This is a genomic window from Pseudomonas sp. KH_046_1, from assembly GCF_057839025.1.
Map to the genome: position 1 here is coordinate 4,822,770 of NZ_CM174481.1, position 17,868 is coordinate 4,840,637.

Below are 17,868 nucleotides of genomic sequence, written 5' to 3' on the forward strand. Positions count from 1 at the left end.
TTTCCTTATTGGTTTTGTTCGTGGATCAATCCTGCCACAGCACCGCTTCGCTGCGCTCGCTCCATTCCTCAAAGCGCTCTCCGTAAGCCGCTTCGATCACGTTGCGCTTGATCTTCAGGGTCGGGGTGAGAAAGCCGTTTTCCACGGCCCAACTGTCCTTGACCACCACCAGGCGCCGCAGCTGTTCATGCTTGTCGAGGGCGCCGTTGACCTCTTCCAGCAGTTTTTCCAGGCTCGAATGCAGGCCGGCGCGCGCGGCCCCGCCGGCATCCTGCTGGCCGACCGCCGACAACACGCACAAGCCCAGCGGCGCACTCAAGCCATCGCCCACCACGCAGACCTGCTCGATGCGCGAATGCACGGCCAGGCGATTTTCAATCGGTGCCGGAGCCACGTATTTGCCTTTGCTGGTCTTGAAGATTTCCTTCAGGCGTCCGGTCAGGCGCAGATTGCCTTCGGCGTCTTGCTCGCCCTTGTCGCCGGTACGCAGGAAGCCGTCCTCGGTAATGGTGTCGGCGGTTTTTTCCGGTTCCTTGTAATACCCGAGCATGGTCGCACCACTGCGCACCATGACCTCCCCCGTCTCTGCAATCCGCACTTCGACTTCCGGACACGGCTTGCCGATCCAGCCCGGTTTGTTCTGGCCCGGTATGCCGATGTGGGAGTAGCCGCAACTCTCGGTCATGCCGTAGACCTCCAGCACGTCCAGCCCCAGCTTGCGGTACCACTGCAACAAGGTCTGCGGCACCGGAGCTGCGCCGGACAACGCGATGCGCAACGCATCCAGCCCCAACCCGGCGAGGACTTTATGCCCGACCCGTTTGCCGATGATCGGCAGGCCGAGCAGGAAGTCGAGACGTTTTGCCGGGATCTTGCTGTACACACCCATCTGGAATTTGGTCCAGATGCGCGGCACGCCAAACAGCGCGGTCGGGCGCGCACGTTGCAGATCGGTGAGGAAGGTATCGAGGCTCTCGGCGAAAAACACCGTTTGGCCGGTATAGATCGACGCCAGCTCGACGAACATCCGCTCGGCGACGTGGCACAGCGGCAGGTAGGACAACAACCGGTCCGACTCGTTGAGGCCGAACAACGCAGTGCCGCGTGTGGTAGCGAACCCCAGATTGCCGAAGCTGTGCATCACGCCCTTGGGCATGCCCGTGGTGCCGGACGTGTAAATGATGGTCGCCAGTTGATCGGCGACAGGTTTGGGATTGTCCTGGATTGGCGAGTTGCGTTGCAGGTCGTCCCAGCTGAAATCGAACGTACCCGACGGATGCAGCGGCAGGCTGATGGTCGGCAGGTCGGGGCTGACGCCACGGGACATGCCCGGCCAGTCGTCGAGCTTGCCGATGAATGCCAGCGCCGCCTCCGAATGTTCGAGTACCTGGGCAACGGTCTCGGCGGTGAGGTTGGGGTACAACGGCACCGACACATGCCCGGCCATCCAGATCGCCAGGTCGGCAATGATCCAGTGCGCACAGTTCTTCGAGATCAGGGCGATATGGCTGCCCTGCGGCAGTTCCCGTGCCCGCAACCAATGGGCCGCGCAACGGGCCTGATGACCGACATCCGCCCAGGTCAAGGTCTCGACCTGGCCGCCTCCGACAGGCTGGACCAGAAAGCGCTGGCGGGGATGACGGGCCTCACGCTCGTAGAAGACGTCCAGTGGCAAACGAAAAGCAGCAGACATGCGACTCGCTCCTGTGATTTTGGTCTGGAGCAAGCGTAGTCAACCAAGCAAGTGCTTGGTTGACTATTTCATACAAAATTTTCTACATCTGTGGGAGCGAGCTTGCTCGCGATGGCGGACGAATATTCAACATGGATGTCGACTGACTTGACGCTATCGTCGGATCGCCGCCCGGAGCAAGCTCGCTCCCACAGTGTTCGGCACCCACTTCAAGTCAAGCTGTGCCCTTTGAAACGCGTGGTCAAGGGTGCTTGATGCTGTCGAGTTTCATCGACCCGACCAGCAGCTCATCACCCTTGAGCTCCGCCAGACCAGCAGTGCTGACCTTTTCCGGCAGATGTCCGGCACCATGTTGCAGGTAGCTCAGCAGATTCCCCACCAGCGGGTTGTGACTGACCAGCAACACGTTGCTTACCGCGACCATCTGTTCGGCCACCTTGTCCGGCTCCGTGTCCGGTGTCAGCCACTCGACGGTGCGGATTTCCGGTTCGAATCCCAATGCCTCTCGTACCAGTTGCGCTGTTTGCTGCGCTCGCAGGTACGGGCTGGCGTAAATGCCGGTCAGCGGCTGACCCACCAGCTCTGCGGCGATTTTCAATACTTCCTTGCGACCGTTATCCGTCAGCTCCCGCTCCGAATCGTGGGGGCGGGACCCGTGCGGTACAGCTTCACCATGACGCAATACCCAGAGTTTCATAGCTTGGGTTCCTCATCTCGGGCCGGATGCGGTGCCGGTGCCACGACATGCGGCGCCTCACCTTCCGGTGTACGCGGCGTCGGCCAGTCGGCGAACGGCCAGGGCTTCTGGTCGCTGTGAAAGCTGCCGAAACGACCGATCTGCGCCAGAAACTGGCTCAGGCTGTCGCCGAAATTCATCAAGCTGGCGCTTGGGGCGCCATAGAACAAACGATAGATCAACTGCACCAGCACGACAGCGCCGAGGATGAACTGCGCCACTTGCCACACCAGCACGAAGACGATCATCCACAGCACCCGCAGCAGGATGGACTCGTACTTGGCTTCTACTTTTGGATCGTTCATGCGCAACTCCCTGCTTTTCTGGCAAGCGTGATTAGTTGAAACCACTGGTGGAAATAAAGTCGACGTCGGTTTTCGGCTCGCCACGCATTAACAGGCCGATGACCTGCTCCAGCGTGCGCCCCTCGAACAGGATCGCGTGCAGCCCGGCGACCAGCGGCATGTACACGCCAACCTCCTGGGCCTTGGCCTTGAGCACCTTAAGGGTGTTGACCCCTTCGGCGACTTCGCCCAGGCGCGTGACCGCCTCGTCCAGGCTCAGGCCCTGGCCGAGGGCGAAGCCGACCTGATAGTTGCGGCTCTTGGGCGACGAACAGGTCACGATCAGATCGCCCACGCCCGCCAGCCCCAGGAAGGTCATCGGGTTGGCGCCCTGATTCACCGCAAAGCGGGTCATTTCCGCCAATGCCCGGGTGATCAGCATGCTCTTGGTATTTTCCCCCATGCCCAGCGCCACCGCCATGCCGGCGATGATCGCGTAGACATTTTTCAATGCCCCGCCCAATTCCACGCCGAAACGGTCGGCGCTGGCGTACACACGAAAGGTACGGCCGTGCAGTGCGGCCTGAACCTGCTGACAGAGTTCTTCGTCTTCACTGGCGACCACCGTGGCGGTCAGTGCATGTTCGGCGATTTCACGGGCCAGGTTGGGTCCGGACAGGACGCCGATGCGCGCCTGCGGGGCGATCTCTTCGAGGATCTCGCTCATCAACTTGAACGTGTGGGCTTCGATGCCTTTGGTCAGGCTCACCAGCAACTTGCCGGTCAAGCGTTCGGCGTGCGGCACCAACACCGAGCGCAGCGCGCTGGAGGGCAATGCGACAAAACACAGGTCACAGGCGTCCAGGGTGGCTTGCAGGTCGGTGACCGGCATCACGCCGGGCAGAATCTTGATGCCTTTGAGGTAACGCGGGTTCTCGCGATTGACCCGGATGGCCTCGGCCTGTTCGGGGTCACGCATCCACTGAAGGACCTGATGCCCGTTCTCGGCCAGCAGATTAGCCACGGCGGTTCCAAAACTTCCGCCTCCCAGGACCGCAATCGGGCGCTGTTCAGTCATATGCAATCCGTTAATCCATACCAGTGGCGATGTCGGCATTATACGGGGCAGCCCACCGGCGGCCAGCCCCGACATCAAATACCTGCACCCGCAGGAAGAAGACCAATAAAACCGAGGAAAATGCAGACATCGTGAATGGAAAAGTCATTCGGCTCGGTTAACATGCGCGCCATCAATCACTGACAGGAATGTGTTGTGTCTCCGGGCTCTCCTTCACCGCATTCGCCTCTGGTACTGGCGCTGATATTCAGCTCGCCAGTGCTGGCCGACGACTTGTTCCTGGACAGCGAACCGCTGCCGCAAGTGCTCACCGCCACACGTCTGAAGCAGTCGCCGGCGGCCGTTCCAGGAAGCATGACGGTGATCGACAGCGCCCTGATCCACGCCAGCGGTGCCCGCGACATCAGCGAACTGCTGCGCCTGGTACCGGGGATGATGGTCGGCAACATCAGCGGCAACCAGGCCGCGGTGAACTACCACGGCACCAACGCGACTGAAGCGCGACGCATGCAAGTGCTGATCGACGGGCGCTCGGTGTATCGCGCCGGCCTGGCCACCGTCGACTGGAGCGACATTCCGGTGGCCATGGAAGACATCGAGCGCATCGAAGTCTTCCGTGGGCCGAATACCGTCAGCTACGGCGCCAATGCCCTGATGGCGGTGGTCAACATCATTACCCGGCGGCCGGCCGACAGTCACGGTACGCGCATGAAGGTCACCCGGGGCCAGCGCGGCATCAACGACTTTTACGCCAGCCAGGGCATGGGCTGGGAGGATGGTGACTTGCGCCTGTCCCTGTCCGGCCAGCAAGACGACGGCTTCGACACCGATCGAACCGGCGCGGACTACCATGACAGCCGTCGCCTCGATCGCTTCAATCTCGCCGTCAGCCAGAGCCTCGACGAACGGCAAAGCCTCGATTGGCAATTGAATGCCAAGGACGGCACCAACCAGCGACCCTATACCTACCGCCCGGTGTTCCCGGGGATTACCCGCGCGGGTAACGACTCCGACGTCACCGCCAAGGACTACGCCGGGTCATTGCGCTGGAATCTGGACATCAATCCCGACCACAGCCTTTATATCCAGGGTTCGGCGCAACACTGGGATCGACAGCAAACCTGGCGCGCCTGCGACGCAGAAATTTCGTTCAGCCCGCAACTGACCGAACTCTGGCAATTGAACCCGAACTACACCGAACGCCTGGCCCGCAATATCACGCGTTTCATCGGTCCTGGTGCGCCGGCCGGCACGCCCGCCGAGCAGACGCTGGCCAACCAGGTACTCGATCAATGGCGCAACGGCGCGAGCCAGACCGTTTGCGGCGACATCGACCAGAGCACCCGGGAATCGCGCTACGACCTCGAACTGCAGGACACCCTGAGCCTTGCCGATAACCTGCGGCTGGTCAGCGGGATGAACTATCGTTACGACCGGGCGGATTCCGAGACCTACTTCAATGGCACTCTCGATGACACGATCTGGCGGGCGTTCGGCCAGTTCGAGTGGCGTGCCACCGAACACTGGCTGCTGCAAGGCGGTGCCATGTTCGAGGACAGCCGGTTGACCGGCAGCTCGCTGACACCTCGCATGGCGGTCAACTACCTGATCAACCCGCGCCACGGCTTGCGTGCGGTGTACTCCGAGGCCATCCGTTCGCCGGACATGTTCGAGAACAACGTCAACTGGAGTTATCAGGTCACCAACCTCAGACCCGGTGCCTTTGGCCAGTCCAGCGCCCGCTATTTCGTCAAGACCCGTGGCCCCGGCGACCTCGATCAAGAGCGCATGCGCTCCCGGGAGCTGGGCTACAACGGCTATTTCCCCGGACCGGGGCTGGCGCTCGACGTGAAGCTGTTCCACGACGAAATCACCGGCATGATCAGTGAACCGCTGCGCAACAATCAGTACATCGCCAGCAACGCCAACAAAGCGCGTTTTTCGGGGGTCGAAACCCAGCTCGACTGGCGTGTCGGCAGCCTCGATCGCCTGCGACTGACCTATGCCTACGTCGATGCCGACGCCAGCAACCCGCTGGATGCCAGGCAGACTGCAAGTAACAGTGGTTCGGCCGGATGGCTGCGCGATTGGGGCCAGGGCTGGAACAGTGCGCTTTTCTATTACGGCGATGACGCCCTCAACGGCTACCGCTTCGAACGGGTCGATGCGCGCATCGCCAAACGCATCGCCTTGGGCAAGGCCAGTCTGGAACTGGCCGGGGTGCTCCAGCAACGGCTGGACAATCAGCCAACCACCTTCATCGACAACAATTATGACCAGCGCCACGTGATGTATTTCAGCGCGGAGCTGGAGCTTTAAGATGCCGTATCGTCCGGCCTGGAAAGCGCCGCCCCTGCGCCGGCTGCTGGTCGTGCTTTGTCTATTGTTCAGCAGCATGCTCGGTAGCCTGCCGGGTAACGCGGCCGACATTTTGCTCACGGGGGCCGAAGACAGCCCCGGTGTGCGGGCGTTTACCCACGCCCTGAGCGAGTTGCGGCCGCGCGATAACGTACGATTCCAGACACTGGCCAGTTTGCCGATACCGGACAAACTGCCGGAAAACATCCGCTTGATACTGCTCGACCTGCCCAGCCTCGACTGGCGCCTGCAGGACACCCAGGGCCCGGCGACACTGGTGTTGCGCATCAGCCGCCTGCAAGCCCGGCAACGCTTGAACAACACCCTGCCTGCACGTCTTTCCCTGCTATGGAGCGATCCACCATTGGACCGCCAGTTGCGCTTGACCCGCACCCTGTTGCCCCAAGCCAGACGCATCGGCGTGCTCTACGACAACCACAGTGAATTCCTGTTGAATGAGCTGCGTCAGGCCGCCCTCCCCTTGGGTCTGGAAGTGGTTACCCAGCGCTGGGACAACATTCACAACAGTCGTCCGTTACAGGCCCTGCTGAATAACAGCGATGTGTTGCTGGGCCTGGACGATGCCGACCTGTACAACCCGCAAACCGCAAAGAACCTGCTGCTGAGCAGCTATTCACGGCAAATCGCGCTGATCGGACCCAATGCAGGCTTCGTCAAGGCCGGAAGCCTGGCGAGCACCTACAGCGATCAGAGCGACTGGCTGGCGATCCTCGACGAATTGCTCGACCGGCCACCGGCCACCTGGCCGCGCACGCACTATCCCCATCGATTCAAAGTCGCGAGCAATCCGCAGGTGGCGCGTTCATTGGGTATCGAAGAGATAAACGACGCGTCAGTCGCCACACTGCTGGCTGAAGGAGAACGCCGCCCATGAACTTTCGCCGTCGCTGGGACATCAATACTCGCACCCAACTCATCAGCCTCGGCCCTGCTCTGTTGCTGACGTTGTTGCTGATCAGCTTCTTCACGTTCGTGCGCATCCAGGATCTGCGTCAGGAAATCACCCACACCGGCCAGTTGATCGCCAATCAACTGGCCCCGGCCACCGAGTACGGCGTGATTTCGGGCAACATCGAAGTGCTCGAAACTTTGCTCAAGGCCACACTGGCCACGCCTAACGTGAGCTTTCTGGAAATCCAGGACAGCGCCAGCCGGGTTCTGGTGTACGTCGAACAACCGAGCGAACACTACAATCGCGCGCAACAGCTCGAAGTGTTCCAGGCACCGATACGGCTCCAGCGCATCGCGTTGCACAACGATTTTTTCCAGAGCAGCAAAACCGCCAGCGCGGCCCCCACCGAAGACTATCTCGGCCGGGTGATCGTCGGGCTGTCCAACGATGCCTTCAGCCGGCGCCAGCAGGAAATCGTACTCAAGGCCGCCATTCTGGCCCTGTTTGCCCTGCTGTTTACCTTCTTCCTGGCGCGGCGTCTGGCGGGCAGCCTGTCGCAACCGATCCGTGATATCGGCAATGCGGTCAAGGCGATCCAGGACGGCGACTACAAAACACCGCTGCCGATTGTCGACGACACCGAGCTGGGGGCGCTGTCGCAACACATCAACAACCTCGCCAGCGGTCTCGAGCAGGCCAGCCGCGAACAACATCAGGCCATGGCGCAGTTGATCCAGACCCGCGAAGAAGCGGAAAAGGCCAACAACGCCAAATCCGACTTCCTCGCCATGATGAGCCATGAACTGCGCACGCCAATGAATGGCGTACTGGGCATGCTGCAGTTGCTGGAAACCACCGACATGACCGAGGAACAGGTGGAATACGCGGCGCTGGCCTCGGAATCCACCGAGCACTTGCTCAAGGTCATCAACGACATCCTGGATTTCTCGCGGATCGAACGTTCGGAGCTGGAACTGGAGCACATTGCGTTCAACCTCGTCGAACTGATCGGCAGTTGCGCCCAATCGTTCCAGCACAGCGCCGCGCAACGCGGTCTCGACCTGCAACTGATGATCCCCGATGACATGCGCGGCTTGCAGGTCAAGGGCGACCCGACGCGGATCCGGCAGATACTGGTCAACCTGATCGGCAATGCGCTGAAGTTCACCGAGCAGGGCCGCGTCACCATCGAGGCGCAGTGGCAGTCGCTGGACCACGAGTTGCTGTGGTTCACCTGCACCGTGCGTGACAGCGGCATCGGTATCCCGGCGCAAAGCCTGGAATTGATGTTCAACGCTTTCCAGCAGGCCGACAGCTCCATTTCAAGGCGCTACGGCGGCACGGGGCTGGGCCTGCCGATTGCCCGTACCCTCGCCGAACGCATGGGGGGCACCTTGCGCGCGCAGAGTGAAGAAGGCCGCGGTTCGGTATTCACCCTGGAAATCCCCCTGGCACTGCACCAGCAGACGCAGCCACTGTTGCCCCCGCGCACGCAAACCGGCAACAGCGGCGGCGAAGGGTGCAATGTGCTATTGGTCGAAGACAACCTGGTCAACCAGACGGTCATCGAAGCCATGTTGCGCAGCCTGGGCTTCAAGGTCAGTGTCGCCGCCGACGGCGCTCAGGCGGTACGCAGTGCCGAGAGCCTGATTTTCGAAGCGATCCTGATGGATTGCCGCTTGCCGATCATCGATGGTTATGAAGCCACCCGGCAGATCCGCAAACTACCCGGTTGCACCGACCTGCCGATTATCGCCCTGACCGCCAATGCCTTGCAGGGTGACCGCGAAGCCTGCTTGTCGGCGGGGATGAACGATTACCTGGCCAAGCCGTTCAAACGGACTGATCTGCAGCAAATTCTGCAGCGATGGGTGCAGTAGCACAGGCCTTTCGAGCATCTGCGACTGGCGTGAAAGGCGAAAGTGCGGCAGTCTTAAGCCCCCGAACAGGCCCGAAAAGGGGCTTGAATAATAATTTCAGTGCACAAGTGTACATTCATGTCCTTGGTGCTGTGACTTTCACCACAACGCAATAGTCTATGAGTAGGCTGCCGGTTCGAGGCATGAACGCTTCGATCGGCCGGGAAGATTTGCCCCACCTGCCGCATGGGACTATTGAGGAGCTCGCATGACCAAACAAAACGCCTTTACCCGGGAAGACCTGCTGCGCTGCAGTCGCGGTGAGCTGTTCGGCCCTGGTAACGCGCAACTGCCCGCCCCGAACATGCTGATGGTTGATCGCATCACCCTGATCAGCGAAGAAGGTGGCAAGTACGGCAAAGGTGAATTGGTCGCCGAGCTGGATATCAATCCGGACCTGTGGTTCTTCGCCTGCCACTTCGAAGGCGATCCGGTGATGCCGGGCTGCCTGGGCCTCGACGCCATGTGGCAACTGGTCGGCTTCTTCCTGGGCTGGCAAGGCCTGCCGGGCCGTGGCCGTGCGCTGGGTTCGGGCGAAGTGAAATTCTTCGGCCAGGTCCTGCCGACCGCCAAGAAAGTCACCTATAACATTCATATCAAGCGCGTCCTCAAGGGCAAGCTGAACCTGGCCATTGCCGACGGTTCGGTGACTGTCGACGGTCGCGAAATCTACACCGCCGAAGGCCTCCGGGTCGGCGTGTTCACCTCCACTGACAACTTCTAAGGGTTATCCGCATGCGCCGCGTCGTTATCACTGGTCTGGGCATCGTTTCTTGCCTGGGCAATGACAAAGAGACCGTCTCCGCTAACCTGCGTGCAAGCCGCCCTGGCATCCGGTTCAACCCGGAATATGCCGAAATGGGTCTGCGTAGCCAGGTTTCCGGCTCCATTGACCTCAACCTTGAAGAACTGATCGATCGCAAGATCTATCGCTTCGTCGGCCACGCGGCAGCTTATGCCTACCTGGCCATGAAAGACGCCATCACCGACTCCGGCCTGACCGAAGAGCAGGTGTCCAACCCGCGTACCGGCCTGATCGCCGGTTCCGGTGGCGCATCGACCCTGAACCAGATGGAAGCGCTGGACATCCTGCGCGAGAAAGGCGTCAAGCGCGTCGGCCCATACCGCGTAACGCGGACCATGAGCAGCACCGTTTCCGCTTGCCTGGCCACTCCGTTCAAGATCAAGGGCCTGAACTACTCCATCGCTTCTGCCTGCGCCACCAGTGCTCACTGCATCGGTACCGCCATGGAACAGATCCAGATGGGCAAGCAGGACATCGTCTTCGCCGGCGGCGGTGAAGAAGAGCACTGGAGCCAGTCGTTCCTGTTCGACGCCATGGGCGCCCTGTCCAGCAAGCGCAACGACACCCCGGAAAAGGCCTCCCGTGCCTACGACGCCGACCGTGACGGTTTCGTCATCGCTGGCGGTGGCGGCATGGTCGTGGTTGAAGAGCTGGAACACGCTCTGGCCCGCGGCGCGAAGATCTACGCGGAAATCGTCGGCTACGGCGCGACCTCCGACGGCTACGACATGGTTGCCCCGAGCGGCGAAGGCGCGATCCGCTGCATGCAGCAAGCGTTGTCCACCGTCGACACCCCGATCGACTACCTGAACACCCACGGCACCTCGACTCCGGTCGGCGATGTCGCGGAAATGAAAGGTGTGCGTGAAGTGTTCGGCGACAAGGCTCCGGCCATCAGCTCCACCAAGAGCCTGTCGGGTCACTCCCTGGGCGCCGCCGGTGTTCACGAAGCGATCTACTGCATGCTGATGATGGAAGGCAACTTCATTGCCGGCTCCGCCAACATCGACGAGCTGGACCCTGAAGTGGCCGACCTGCCGGTGCTGACCAAGACCCGCGAAAACGCCACCATCAACACCGTGATGAGCAACAGCTTCGGTTTCGGTGGCACCAACGCCACCCTGGTACTGAAGCGCTGGCAGGGTAAGTAATACCCCGCCATAACGCCGCACAAGAAAACGCCCCGACTGGTTCGGGGCGTTTTTTTTGCCTGCAAAAAATGGAAAACGCCGCAATCCTTGTGGGAGCGGGCTTGCCCGCGAAGGCGTCGTGTCCGTTGATACCTGCATTGACTGATACACCGCATTCGCGGGCAAGCCCGCTCCCACAGGTTCGGTGCTAGACCCGCGATTTCCTTCCTCGCAAACATGAAACCTTTGTCATAAAACTCAAGGCCCTGCGACTGAATGTCACGTATTCCGGGGGCTGCAGGACTTTCTCAAGATTTGCAAAAGTCTGTTTCCAAATCGAAGAGTTTACTTAGCAAGCTACCAAACTCTATAAAAGAGGCCTGCACATGCCTTGCTGCAGATAACAGAGATTGGAGCTAGCAGATGACTGTAAAAGTAACTGAACGCGACGATTCACATAAATCCCACGAAGGTGTAGCCGCAGGCATCCGGATCTGGGATGTCCATCAACAAGACCTGTTGGTGGGGATGTTCCACTCCGAAAGCGATGCGCAGAACTACAAGGCCGAACTGGAAACTCTTGAGCAACGGCGCGAGCCACGCTCAGCGTAATCACAGCATTGAGAACGACAAACCCCGCCATGAGCGGGGTTTGTCGTGTTTGCAGTCTTTAACGGCTTACCACATCAGATCATCAGGGATCTGATACGCCGCGTACGGATCGTCCTCGGCAGCGACCTCTTCGGTCTGCACATTCAATTGCACGATGCGCTGCGGGTCGCGCTCCTGAATCTTCAGCGCCGCCTCGCGCGGAATAACTTCGTAGCCACCAGCGTGATGCACGATGGCCAGCGAACCGCTGCTGAGCTTGTTGCGCATCAGGGTGTTGACGGAAATGCGCTTGACCTTCTTGTCGTCGACGAAGTTGTAGTAATCCTCGGTCGTCAATTTCGGCAGGCGCGAGACTTCGATCAATTGCTTGACCTGCGCGGCACGGGCCTTGGCCTCAGCCTTTTCCTGCTGCTGGCGGTTGAGCTCCTGGTCGCGCTTGACCTTCTCGGCCATGGCTTCCTGCGCCGCGCGCTGCTGGGAGTCATCCAGCTCGATCTGGCCTTTGTGGGCCAGGCGCTGCTGTTTCTGCTTGTCTTTGCTGACCTGCTTGGCCTGCTTCTGGTTGACCAGCCCTGCTTTGAGCAACTGGTCGCGAAGGGAAATGCTCATGGTGCTTATTACTCACTTAGGCCACTGCTCAACCGCAGCTGGGCAAATTCTTTTCCTGACGTTTGGCTTCGCCCCACAAGGCGTCCAACTCTTCGAGGGTGCAATCTTCCATGGGACGGCGTGTGTCGCGCAATGCCTGTTCGATAAAACGAAAGCGTCTTTCAAACTTGCCGTTGGCGCCACGCAGTGCGGTTTCCGGATCAACCTTGAGATGCCGCGCCAGATTGACCACGGAAAACAGTAAGTCACCGATCTCGTCGGCCACGGCCTCGGGATCATTTTCCGACATGGCTTCGAGGACTTCATCGAGCTCTTCACGCACTTTATCGAGCACCGGCAAGGCGTCCGGCCAGTCGAAACCGACCTGCCCTGCGCGCTTTTGCAATTTTGCCGAGCGTGACAACGCCGGTAATGCAGCAGGGACGTCATCAAGCAACGACAGCTGTTCGGGGGCTGAAGATTTCTCCGCGCGCTCCTCGGCCTTGATCTCTTCCCAACGCTGCTTGACCTGCTCTTCGCTCAGGCGCGGGACATCCAGCGGTGCATAGAGATCGCCCGTAGGGAACACGTGGGGATGACGACGGATCAGCTTGCGGGTGATGCTGTCGACCACGCCATCAAACTCGAAGCGCCCTTCTTCCCGGGCCAACTGGCTGTAATAAACCACCTGGAACAACAAATCGCCGAGTTCACCCTGCAGATGATCGAAGTCCCCTCGCTCGATGGCATCGGCGACTTCGTAGGCTTCTTCAAGGGTGTGCGGGACGATAGTGGCGTAGGTTTGCTTGATGTCCCACGGGCAACCGTACTGCGGGTCGCGCAGGCGGTTCATCAGGTGCAGTAAATCTTCAAGTGAATACATTTATCAAACTCTGCGAGAACCTGTGGGAGCGAGCTTGCTCGCGATAGCGTCGTCACATTCAACATCAATGTGTCCTTCAGGCCGCCATCGCGAGCAAGCTCGCTCCCACAGTAGATCGGTGCCAGACATGAACACCATCAAGGCGTACGGTTACGCCGGGTTTCGATGATGTTCGGCAACTGGGAAATCCGCCCCAGCAACCGCCCCAATGCATCCAGCCCCGGAATCTCGATGGTCAGGGACATCAGCGCGGTATTGTCCTCCTTGTTCGAGCGGGTGTTGACCGCCAGTACGTTGATCCGCTCGTTGAGCAGCACCTGCGAGACGTCACGCAGCAACCCGGAACGGTCGTAGGCGCGGATGACGATGTCCACCGGATAGGTGAGCACCGGCACCGGACCCCAGCTGACCTGGATGATTCGCTCTGGCTCGCGCCCGGCCAGTTGCAACACCGAGGCGCAGTCCTGGCGGTGAATGCTCACGCCGCGCCCCACGGTGATGTAACCGACGATTGCATCGCCCGGCAACGGCTGGCAGCAGCCGGCCATTTGGGTCATCAGGTTGCCGACGCCCTGAATCTGAATATCGCCGCGCTTGCCCGGTTTGTAGCCGGTGGCCTTGCGCGGTATGAGTTCAAGCTGTTCGTTGCCACGCTCCGGTTCAACCAGTTGCTGCGCCAGGTTGACCAGTTGCGCCAGGCGCAGATCCCCGGCACCGAGGGCGGCGAACAGGTCTTCGGCGGTTTTCATGTTGGCCTTATCGGCCAGCTTGTCGAAATCCACCGCCGGCAGACCGAGGCGATTGAGCTCGCGCTCAAGGAGGGTTTTACCGGCGGCGACGTTCTGGTCGCGAGCCTGCAACTTGAACCAGTGAACGATCTTCGCCCGTGCCCGCGACGTGGTGACGTAGCCCAGGTTCGGGTTCAGCCAGTCGCGGCTCGGGGTGCCGTGCTTGCTGGTGATGATCTCGACCTGTTCACCGGTTTGCAGGCTGTAGTTGAGCGGCACGATGCGCCCGTTGATCTTGGCGCCGCGGCAATTGTGGCCGATTTCGGTGTGGACGCGGTAGGCGAAGTCCAGCGGCGTCGCGCCCTTCGGCAAGTCGATGGCGTGACCGTCCGGGGTGAAGATGTAGACCCGGTCCGGTTCGATATCAACTCGCAGCTGTTCCGCCAGGCCACCGATATCACCCAGCTCTTCATGCCACTCGAGCACCTGACGCAGCCAGGAGATTTTCTCTTCGTAGTGATTGGAGCCGGATTTAACGTCGGTGCCTTTGTACTTCCAGTGCGCGCAAACCCCCAGCTCAGCCTCTTCGTGCATGGCGTGGGTGCGGATCTGCACTTCCAGCACCTTGCCCTCAGGCCCGATCACCGCGGTGTGCAGCGAGCGGTAGCCGTTTTCTTTCGGGTTGGCGATGTAGTCGTCGAACTCTTTCGGGATGTGCCGCCACAGGGTGTGGACGATACCGAGCGCGGTGTAGCAGTCGCGCATTTCCGGCACCAGCACGCGCACGGCACGCACGTCGTAGATCTGGCTGAACTCCAGACCCTTGCGCTGCATTTTGCGCCAGATCGAATAGATGTGTTTGGCCCGGCCGCTGATGTCGGCATCGACGCCGGTGGCCTGCAATTCGTTTTTCAGCTGGCTCATCACGTCGCTGATGAAACGCTCGCGATCCAGTCGCCGCTCATGGAGCAACTTGGCGATCTGCTTGTACTGGTCCGGCTCCAGGTAACGGAAGGACAAGTCTTCCAGTTCCCACTTGATGTGACCGATACCCAGGCGATGGGCCAGCGGTGCGTAGATGTCGAAGACTTCACGGGCCACACGGTTGCGCTTTTCGTCGTCGGCGGTTTTCACCGCACGGATCGCGCACGTGCGTTCGGCCAGTTTGATCAGGGCGACGCGAACGTCGTCGACCATGGCCACCAGCATCTTGCGCAGGTTTTCCACCTGGCCCTGGGTGCCCAGCACCAGGGATTTGCGCGGGCTCAGGCTGTCGCTGATCGCGGCCATGCGCTGCACGCCGTCGATGAGCTTGGACACCACCGGACCGAAGCGCTGGCTGACGGCCGGCAACTTGATCTGATTTTCGCGCACGCCTCGATACAGGATCGCGGCGACCAAAGAGTCCTGGTCGAGTTTGAGGTCGGCGAGGATCTCGGCGATCTCAAGCCCGGTACGGAAAGTCGAGTTACCTTCCGACCACAGATTCTGTGCCGCATTGGCTTGTTGTTCGGCCTCGCGAGCGTACTCGCAGGCCTCTTTCAAGGCTTCGCGATCCAGTGCCAGATCGACACTGACCGCATGATCGAGCCAAGCCTCGAGATTGATACTGCCGTCGGTGTTGATCGGCTGGTGTGCTCTCACCTGTACCATCTTGCTTACCTTCCCTACGACGCAGATTCAATGCGTCAAATCGCTGACCTTCGTTACCCGTGCGCCCACGTCGGGCTGGGTGCGCGGCTGCACGGGCGGGCCAGTCGGACCAGACGAGCATCCTAGCTCGCTTCAAATAACGCCATGGCCTCGACATGTGCCGTTTGAGGAAACATATCGAGAATCCCGGCACGTTTTAACCGGTAGCCCTGCTTGATCAATTCGACCGTGTCGCGCGCCAGCGTTGCCGGGTTGCACGACACATACACCAATCGTTCGGCGCCCAGGCTCTTGAGCTTGCGCACAACCTCGAAAGCACCGTCACGCGGTGGGTCCAAGAGTACCGCACAAAAGCCTTCGGCGGCCCATTCGGCGTCCGTCAAAGGCTGGGATAAATCGGCCTGAAAAAACTTCGCGTTATGCAGATTGTTGCTAGCCGCATTCGCCGCGGCCCGATCGACCATCACCTGCACGCCTTCGACCGCCACCACTTCACGAGCGGCCTTGGCCAGCGGCAAGGCAAAGTTGCCCAGGCCACAGAACAGGTCGAGTACGCGCTCATCCGCTGTCGGCTTCAGCCAGTCCAGCGCCTGGGCGACCATCGCTTCGTTGACTGCCGCGTTGACCTGAATGAAATCCCCTGGACGATACGCCAGCTCCAGGTCCCAATGTTCCAGGCGATAACCCAACGACTGATCGGCCTCGACCGGTTGCGGTTCGCCGTCGCCATGCAGCCACAACTGGGCTTCATGGAACGCGCAGAAATCCTTGAGGATCGTCAGGTCGGCGTCGGACAACGGCGCCATGTGCCGCAGCAACACGGCCAGCGTCGAGCCGCTGAACAACTCCACATGCCCGAGTGCCTGGGGCTTGCTCAAGCGCCGCAGCATCTCCGGCAAGCGACTCATGATCGGTTGCAAAGGCTGTACCAGCACCGGGCAGTCATCGATACCCACGATGTCCTGGCTGCCGGCGGCACGGAAACCGACTTCGAGTTTTTTCGCCTTCATGTCCCAGCGCACCGCCACGCGGGCGCGACGCCGGTAAGCGAATTCCGTACCGCTCAATGGCGCCGCCCACTCTTCGGGCTCGACACCCGCGACCCTCGACAATTGCTCGGCGAGCATGCGCTGTTTCAGGGCAAGCTGTTCGTTGTGGGGCAGATGCTGCACGCTGCAACCGCCGCAGCGGCCGGCATGGGCGCACGGTGCCGGGCGGCGCAATTCGCTGGCCTTGAATACCCGTTCGGTGCGCGCCTCGACCACTTTACCGTGGGCACCGAGGACGCGCGCCTCGATCTCTTCACCGGCCAATGCGCCGATGACGAACCAGGTGCGGCCTTCGAAAAACGCGATACCGCGACCGTCATTGGCCAGGCGCTCGATGGTCAGGCGCTGTTTTTTGCCGGTCGGGACTTGCGGGGCCTTGCTGCCGCCGGTGGGCTGGAAGCGCAGGCCTCTTTCATGTTTGGCCATCAGTTGGGCGCGTCGAAAATGCCGGTCGACAGGTAACGGTCGCCACGGTCGCAGATGATCGCAACGATCACCGCGTTTTCAACTTCTTTGGACAGGCGCAGCATTGCCGCCACGGCACCGCCCGAGGACACGCCACAGAAAATGCCTTCTTCGCGGGCCAGACGACGGGTCACGTCTTCGGCTTCGCTTTGGGCCATGTCGACGATGCGGTCCACGCGGTCGGCCTGGTAGATCTTCGGCAGGTATTCCTGAGGCCAGCGGCGGATACCCGGGATCGCCGAGCCTTCCATCGGTTGCAGGCCGATGATCTGCACGTTGTCGTTCTGCTCTTTCAAGTAGCGCGACACGCCCATGATGGTGCCGGTGGTGCCCATGGAGCTGACGAAGTGGGTGATGGTGCCCTGGGTCTGGCGCCAGATCTCCGGGCCGGTGGTGGTGTAGTGCGCCTCGGGGTTGTCACCGTTGGCGAACTGATCCAGCACCTTGCCGCAGCCTTCGGCTTCCATTTTCTGCGCGAGGTCACGGGCGCCTTCCATGCCCTGTTCCTGGCTAACCAGAATCAGCTCGGCGCCATAGGCGGTCATGGCCGCCTTGCGCTCGGCGCTGGAGTTGTCCGGCATGATCAGGATCATCTTGTAACCCTTGATCGCAGCGGCCATGGCCAAGGCGATCCCGGTGTTGCCCGAGGTCGCCTCGATCAGCGTATCGCCAGCGTGGATCTGCCCGCGCAGTTCGGCGCGGGTGATCATCGACAGCGCCGGACGGTCCTTGACCGAACCCGCCGGGTTGTTCCCTTCGAGCTTGAGCAATAGGGTATTGCTGGTGGCGCCGGGCAGGCGCTGCAAACGGACCAGCGGAGTGTTGCCGACGCAATCGGCGATGGTTGGGTACTGCAAGGTCATGACGTATTCGCAATCCAGACTGCGGGGGCACCTATCATACCGGCAAACGTTCGCAGGCCATATCACGCAAAGTGTGGTGCTTATGGTTTATGGGAATAAGCCCGGATTTAT

General features: G+C 60.7%; 15 protein-coding genes. 6 read left to right on the forward strand and 9 right to left on the reverse strand.

Annotated features, from left to right (window positions below):
• Nucleotides 1-25: 25 nt before the first annotated feature.
• The 4 genes from AC3IT9_RS22070 to AC3IT9_RS22085 form a co-directional block, all read right to left on the reverse strand.
• On the reverse strand, nt 26-1,693 hold the full coding sequence (locus AC3IT9_RS22070; RefSeq protein ID WP_489271030.1) for an AMP-binding protein: 1,668 nt from the start codon (nt 1,691-1,693) through the stop codon (nt 26-28).
• A gap of 241 nt (nt 1,694-1,934) precedes the next feature.
• On the reverse strand, nt 1,935-2,390 hold the full coding sequence (gene sixA, locus AC3IT9_RS22075; RefSeq protein WP_353741452.1) for a phosphohistidine phosphatase SixA: 456 nt from the start codon (nt 2,388-2,390) through the stop codon (nt 1,935-1,937).
• Nucleotides 2,387-2,734, reverse strand: coding sequence for a DUF4389 domain-containing protein (locus AC3IT9_RS22080; protein ID WP_007974561.1), 348 nt, complete (start codon nt 2,732-2,734; stop codon nt 2,387-2,389). Before AC3IT9_RS22080 ends, sixA begins: the two co-directional genes overlap by 4 nt.
• 31 nt (nt 2,735-2,765) lie before the next feature.
• Nucleotides 2,766-3,791 carry an NAD(P)H-dependent glycerol-3-phosphate dehydrogenase gene (locus AC3IT9_RS22085; protein ID WP_150726134.1) on the reverse strand — a complete coding sequence of 342 codons (1,026 nt, stop codon included), beginning with the start codon at nt 3,789-3,791 and terminating at the stop codon, nt 2,766-2,768.
• Nucleotides 3,792-3,986: 195 nt separating this feature from the next.
• Here AC3IT9_RS22085 and AC3IT9_RS22090 point away from each other — a divergent pair, with 195 nt between their 5' ends.
• From AC3IT9_RS22090 to AC3IT9_RS22115, 6 genes are all read left to right on the forward strand, one after another.
• Nucleotides 3,987-6,110 carry a TonB-dependent receptor plug domain-containing protein gene (locus AC3IT9_RS22090; RefSeq protein ID WP_489271031.1) on the forward strand — a complete coding sequence of 708 codons (2,124 nt, stop codon included), beginning with the start codon at nt 3,987-3,989 and terminating at the stop codon, nt 6,108-6,110.
• A 1-nt stretch (nt 6,111) separates the two neighbouring features.
• Nucleotides 6,112-7,044, forward strand: coding sequence for an ABC transporter substrate-binding protein (locus AC3IT9_RS22095; protein WP_151214541.1), 933 nt, complete (start codon nt 6,112-6,114; stop codon nt 7,042-7,044).
• On the forward strand, nt 7,041-8,942 hold the full coding sequence (locus AC3IT9_RS22100) for an ATP-binding protein (protein ID WP_150726131.1): 1,902 nt from the start codon (nt 7,041-7,043) through the stop codon (nt 8,940-8,942). Before AC3IT9_RS22095 ends, AC3IT9_RS22100 begins: the two co-directional genes overlap by 4 nt.
• A 247-nt stretch (nt 8,943-9,189) precedes the next feature.
• Nucleotides 9,190-9,705, forward strand: coding sequence for a 3-hydroxyacyl-[acyl-carrier-protein] dehydratase FabA (gene fabA / locus AC3IT9_RS22105; RefSeq protein WP_003227150.1), 516 nt, complete (start codon nt 9,190-9,192; stop codon nt 9,703-9,705).
• Nucleotides 9,706-9,716: 11 nt separating this feature from the next.
• Nucleotides 9,717-10,937, forward strand: a complete 1,221-nt coding sequence (gene fabB / locus AC3IT9_RS22110; RefSeq protein WP_046042997.1) for a beta-ketoacyl-ACP synthase I — start codon at nt 9,717-9,719, stop codon at nt 10,935-10,937.
• 402 nt (nt 10,938-11,339) lie between these two features.
• Nucleotides 11,340-11,528 carry a hypothetical protein gene (locus AC3IT9_RS22115; RefSeq protein WP_150757832.1) on the forward strand — a complete coding sequence of 63 codons (189 nt, stop codon included), beginning with the start codon at nt 11,340-11,342 and terminating at the stop codon, nt 11,526-11,528.
• A gap of 66 nt (nt 11,529-11,594) precedes the next feature.
• Here the strand turns inward: AC3IT9_RS22115 and AC3IT9_RS22120 are convergent, their stop codons facing one another.
• The 5 genes from AC3IT9_RS22120 to cysM all read right to left on the reverse strand — a co-directional run bounded on the left by AC3IT9_RS22120 (nt 11,595) and on the right by cysM (nt 17,757).
• Nucleotides 11,595-12,137 carry a DUF2058 domain-containing protein gene (locus tag AC3IT9_RS22120; protein WP_150726129.1) on the reverse strand — a complete coding sequence of 181 codons (543 nt, stop codon included), beginning with the start codon at nt 12,135-12,137 and terminating at the stop codon, nt 11,595-11,597.
• 28 nt (nt 12,138-12,165) lie between these two features.
• A complete protein-coding gene (gene mazG / locus AC3IT9_RS22125; protein ID WP_150726368.1) occupies nt 12,166-12,999 on the reverse strand; it encodes a nucleoside triphosphate pyrophosphohydrolase in 834 nt (277 codons plus the stop codon).
• 137 nt (nt 13,000-13,136) lie between these two features.
• On the reverse strand, nt 13,137-15,380 hold the full coding sequence (gene relA, locus AC3IT9_RS22130) for a GTP diphosphokinase (RefSeq protein WP_150726128.1): 2,244 nt from the start codon (nt 15,378-15,380) through the stop codon (nt 13,137-13,139).
• Nucleotides 15,381-15,502: 122 nt separating this feature from the next.
• A complete protein-coding gene (gene rlmD, locus AC3IT9_RS22135; RefSeq protein ID WP_489271032.1) occupies nt 15,503-16,855 on the reverse strand; it encodes a 23S rRNA (uracil(1939)-C(5))-methyltransferase RlmD in 1,353 nt (450 codons plus the stop codon).
• A complete protein-coding gene (gene cysM, locus AC3IT9_RS22140) occupies nt 16,855-17,757 on the reverse strand; it encodes a cysteine synthase CysM (RefSeq protein ID WP_007997169.1) in 903 nt (300 codons plus the stop codon). The genes rlmD and cysM overlap by 1 nt, the downstream gene beginning before the upstream one ends.
• Between the last annotated feature and the right edge of the window lie 111 nt (nt 17,758-17,868).